The organism is Actinomadura darangshiensis (assembly GCF_004349235.1).
Taxonomy (GTDB): domain Bacteria; phylum Actinomycetota; class Actinomycetes; order Streptosporangiales; family Streptosporangiaceae; genus Spirillospora; species Spirillospora darangshiensis.
The window spans coordinates 1-4,051 of sequence record NZ_SMKY01000489.1 but is presented as its reverse complement, the minus strand read 5'-3'; the positions used below and the strand labels follow the sequence as shown (position 1 = coordinate 4,051).

Sequence of the window (4,051 nt, the reverse complement as noted above, 5' to 3'; positions counted from 1 at the left end):
GGGTGCCGCCGCGGGGGGCGGGTTCGAGGGCGACGCGGCCGCCGGATTCGGCGACGACGCGCGCGACGATGGACAGCCCGAGCCCGGAGCCGGGCAGGCTCCGCGCGGACGGGGACCGCCAGAACCGCTCGAACACGTGCGGGAGGTCGGCGGCGGGGATGCCGGGGCCGTGGTCGCGGACGGTCAGCTCGCCGGCGGCGAGGCGGACGGTGACGGTCCCGCCGGGCGGGCTGAACTTGACGGCGTTGTCCAGGAGGTTGACGACGGCGCGTTCCAGGGACGCGGGGTCGCCGAGCACATGCCAGGGCTCGGTGCGGGACTCGACGGTGAGGCCGGGGCCGCGCAGCCGGGCGCGTTCCACGGCGCGGCCGACGGCGTCGTGGAGCGCGACGGTCTCGCGGACGGGTTCGGCCTCGGCGGGGCGGGCGAGTTCCAGGAGGTCGCCGACGAGGCTGGACAGCTCCCGCATCTGCGCCTTGACGCTGGCGAGCAGGTTGTGGCGGGTCTCGGTGGGCAGTTCGCGGCCGGTGGACTCCGAGCGCAGCAGCAGGTCGATGTTGGTGCGCAGGCTGGTGAGGGGGGTGCGCAGCTCGTGCCCGGCGTCGGCGATGAGCTGCTGCTGGCGTTCGCGGGAGGCGGCGAGGGCGGCGGTCATGCTGTTGAAGGAGCGGCTGAGCCGGGCGATCTCGTCGGTGCCCTCCTCGGGGATGCGGGTGGCGAGGTCCTCGGTGCGGGCGATGTGCTCGACGGCGCCGGTCAGCTCGTCCACGGGGCGCAGCGACGCGCGGGCGATCATGAGGCCGGCGCCGGCCGACACCAGCACGCCGAGGGCGGTGACGGCGGTGAGCAGCAGCGCGAGGTTGTCCAGCGGCCCCTCGACCTCGTCCAGGGAGATCGCGTAGGACACGGCGGCGGGGGTGCCGTCGCCGAGCCGGAACGAGCGGGTGAGGACGCGGACGTCGTCCTTGGTCCCGGCGGAGGTGACGCCGGTGCCGTCGTGGTAGGCGTGGTCGCGTTCGCCGCTGGCGACCTCGGCGTCCTGCGCGGTGACCTCCAGCGCGCCGGCGCCGGGGACGGTGCAGCGCCGCCCGCCGGCGTCGACCAGCTGCATGATCTCGTAGGGGCCGGGCATCGGGTACTGGTTGCGGGCGGGCGCGGGGTCCGCGGCGCACAGGTCCAGGACGGCCTGGGCGCCGCGGGGCACGCGCGGCCCGCGGGGCGGACCGCCGTCGCGGTAGCCGCCCGGGTCTCCGGGGTCGCCGGGATGGCCGCCGGACACGGCGCCGAGACGCCGGTCGAGTTCGCGGTACATCTGGTTGCGGGTGAGGAGCCACCCGGCGGTGGCGCAGGCGGCGACGGCGAGCGCGACGGCCGCGGCGGTCAGCAGCGCCATGCGGGCGCGCAGGGTGAGCCGCCTCGTGAGCCGCCGGGTGACCGGCGCCCGGGTGCTCATGGGGACGCCGCCGCGCGCAGGACGTAGCCGACGCCGCGGACGGTGTGCACGAGCCGCGGCAGGCCGCCCGCCTCGGTCTTGCGCCGCAGGTACATGACGTACACGTCCAGGGAGTTGGAGGCGGGTTCGAAGTCGAAGCCCCAGACGGTCTCCAGGATCTGCTCGCGGGTGAGGACCTGGCGGGGGTGGGTGAGGAACATCTCCAGCAGCATGTACTCGGTGCGGGTCAGCTCGACGGGCGCCCCGGCGCGGGCGACCTCGCGGGTGACGGTGTCCATGCGCAGGTCGTCGAACACCAGGACGTCCTCGCCGGCCGCCCCGCCCGCGGGCGGGGCGGCGCTCATGGCGGCGCGGCGCAGCAGGGCGCGGACGCGGGCGAGGAGCTCGTCCAGCTCGAACGGCTTGGCGAGGTAGTCGTCGGCGCCGGCGTCCAGGCCGGTGACGCGGTCGCCGACCATGTCGCGGGCGGTGAGCATGAGGACGGGCATGGTGGCGCCGAGGGCGCGCAGCCGCCGGCAGGTGGTCAGGCCGTCCATCCGCGGCATGAGGACGTCCAGGACGACCAGGTCGGGGGCCTCCTTCTCGACGTGTTCGAGGGCCGTGACGCCGTCGGCGGCGTCGGCGACCCGGTACCCCTCGAACTCCAGGCTGCTGGACAGCGACTCGCGCACGGCGGGTTCGTCGTCCACCACCAGGATCCGCGCGGGCTGCGGGGAAGGCTCCATGCACTCACGGTAAACACCGCCGGTGAGCGCCCGGTCCACCGGAGGGTGTTTCTCATCGTTTCCTAAGAATCTTCTGAGTGCGGGTTCAGGTCGCGGGACGGTGCCGGGGTGTCGGTGGCGTCGGCCCACGGGTCGGTGGCCGGCACGGGTTCGGCGGCGGCCGCGACGACCACGACGCCCTCCACAGCGCCGCCCGGAGTGCCGCCCGCGGGGGCGGCGGGGCGGACGGCGGTGACCCAGGTGGTCTTGACGACGTCGACGACGACGTCGCGGGACACGTCGACGATGATGCCGCGCAGGGTGTCCTGCAGGGCGAGTTTGAGGGCGTCGCGCAGCAGTTCGCGCAGCACGGCCTCGATGGCGGCGGTGGCGGTGGCGGCCGCGGCGCGGAAGGCCAGGTCGCGGGCGGTGCGGGCGAGGGCGCTGCCCGCGGCGGCGCCGAGGACGTCCCCGGCGGTGCGGGCGAGCGGCGCAAGTTCGGCGGCGGCGCCGGTCTCCCGGCCGACGTCGCGGGCGGTGTCGCGCACGGCGGCGGCCAGGTCGCGGGCGGCCTGCTCGGCGGTCTCGCGGACGACGCGGGCGACGACGTCGCGGCCCGCGATCATGGCGGCGTCGGCGGCGGCCCCGGCGACGGTGTCGATCGCGGCGTCCACGACCTGCTTGGTGGCGGCCTGCACGACGGGCTGGGACGCGGTCGCGGTGACGGTGCGGCCGGCGACGTCCAGGGCGGTGGCGGTCGCGGCGCGGGCCAGCGGGCTGGTCGCGGCGAAGCGGCGGGCGGCCGCCGCCATGCGCGCGGAACGGGGGTGGCGGGCGGCCTGCTCGGCGAGGGCCATCGCGGCGGTGGCGGCCTCGAAGGCGCCCGCGGTGGCGGGGTTGGCCGCGGCGACGGCGCGGGCCTCGGTGACGGCGCGTTCGGCGGCGCCGCGGGCGGCCTTGACGGCGGCGTCCCGGGCGGCCTGCTCCACGGCCTTCATGGCGGGCGTCCCCGACACCTGCTCCAGGATGCGGGCCGCGGCGGCCGCCGCGGCGTCGCGGGCGGCGTCGCGCAGCGGCTCACCGGCGGTGGCGGCCCGGCGCGCGGCGGACGCGGCGGCGGGCGCCAGCCCGTCCCAGATCTCCTCCAGCCGCTCGGCGGCGGCCCGGTCGGCCTTCCCGGCCCGCTCCGCGAGCCCGCCCGGCGGCGCGTCCCTGTCCTCGAACCCGCCGTCCTCGAACCCGCCGCTGCCGCGGTCGTCGTCCCGGTCGTCGTTCACGGTCACGGCCCCCTCATCGCGATCCGCCCACAAATCACCATAACTTCCAATTGACCATGTCACTCCTCTGATGCGGTGGTCAGTGGCCGCACGAGGTGCACGGGGTGCGGGTGCGGCGGGCGTAGGCGCGGGCGGCGGCGGCCATGCCGGCGCCCCACAGGAAGTAGGCGGGGACGGCGACCCAGAAGAACGCCTCGGGCAGGTCGAGGCCGCTCCCGGGCGGGAACGGGTTGCGGCCGTGCAGCCGCTCCCAGCCCATCTGCAGCAGCATCAGCCCGAAGTAGACGACGAGGCCGCCGGAGATCGCGGTGCCGGGCCACAGCACGAGGCGGCGCGGGACGCGGCGTCCGGAAAGGGCGGGGACCCACCGCGGCCACGTCCGCCCGAAGGCGTGGACGAGGGCTAGCGGCAGCAGGATCCCGCCGAGCACGAACCCGGCCTCGAACAGCGTCGCCGACGGGCCGCCCGACAGCGGCGACTCGCCGAACCCGACGGCGGCCTGCGCGGCGATGCGGGTGAGGCAGCCGGCGGCGGCGAGGTAGGCGGCGCAGAACGCCCACGCGGGGGTGCGGGCGAGGGGGCCGGGCGCGGTCGCGGCCCGGCCGCAGGCCCCGCAG

At 76.9% G+C, this 4,051-nt stretch carries 3 protein-coding genes and 1 pseudogene; all 4 read right to left on the bottom strand.

The genetic code is table 11. From position 1 onward, the window contains the following. Positions 1-1,453: sensor histidine kinase (locus tag E1293_RS45200; RefSeq protein ID WP_165978698.1), on the bottom strand; the 1,453-nt coding region annotated here is incomplete at its 3' end. Then, positions 1,450-2,178 (bottom strand): response regulator transcription factor, encoded by a 729-nt coding sequence (locus tag E1293_RS45195; RefSeq protein ID WP_132206037.1) that lies wholly within the window; start codon positions 2,176-2,178, stop codon positions 1,450-1,452. The genes E1293_RS45200 and E1293_RS45195, both read right to left, overlap by 4 nt. 62 nt (positions 2,179-2,240) lie before the next feature. Then, positions 2,241-3,440 carry a hypothetical protein gene (locus E1293_RS48305; RefSeq protein ID WP_165978697.1) on the bottom strand — a complete coding sequence of 400 codons (1,200 nt, stop codon included), beginning with the start codon at positions 3,438-3,440 and terminating at the stop codon, positions 2,241-2,243. 73 nt (positions 3,441-3,513) lie between these two features. After that, a pseudogene (locus E1293_RS45185) lies at positions 3,514-4,051 on the bottom strand (hypothetical protein); the annotation flags it as partial.